General features: G+C 48.3%; 2 tRNA genes and 1 rRNA gene. All 3 read right to left on the bottom strand.

What is annotated here, in order from left to right:
* Positions 1-174: 174 nt before the first annotated feature.
* Positions 175-250: transfer RNA gene (locus AY633_RS08715), tRNA-Ala, on the bottom strand.
* 12 nt (positions 251-262) lie between these two features.
* Positions 263-339: transfer RNA gene (locus AY633_RS08710), tRNA-Ile, on the bottom strand.
* A 124-nt stretch (positions 340-463) separates the two neighbouring features.
* Positions 464-532: ribosomal RNA gene (locus AY633_RS08705) — 16S ribosomal RNA — on the bottom strand; the annotation flags it as partial.

Raw genomic sequence — 532 nt, 5'->3', positions numbered from 1 at the left:
ATCGGTGTTAGTGCCGTCCTTCTTCGGCTCCTAGTGCCAAGGCATCCACCGTGCGCCCTTATTAACTTAACCACTGATGGTCAAAAAAATAAGTTGATCGCAATCGCGATCACGCTACTATGATGCTTGTTTCTTAATCAATGTCGATCTATCCAGTTTTCAAAGAACAAGTATTGGTGGAGCCTAGCGGGATCGAACCGCTGACCTCCTGCGTGCAAGGCAGGCGCTCTCCCAGCTGAGCTAAGGCCCCTAAGAGGAAATATGGTGGGCCTAAGTGGACTCGAACCACCGACCTCACGCTTATCAGGCGTGCGCTCTAACCAGCTGAGCTATAGGCCCTCTTGAGAATTTTTCTTTATAATAGAAGAAACACGAATCAACATAAGCTGATTTCCTGAACCTTCAAAACTGAACGCAAAACGTCAACCCGATTCCGAAAAATCGGTTCCGATATGTTCCTTAGAAAGGAGGTGATCCAGCCGCACCTTCCGATACGGCTACCTTGTTACGACTTCACCCCAATCATCTGTCC

The organism is Planococcus maritimus, from assembly GCF_001592825.1.
GTDB classification, from domain to species: domain Bacteria; phylum Bacillota; class Bacilli; order Bacillales_A; family Planococcaceae; genus Planococcus; species Planococcus maritimus_C.
This window is presented reverse-complemented; position numbering and strand designations above follow the sequence as displayed.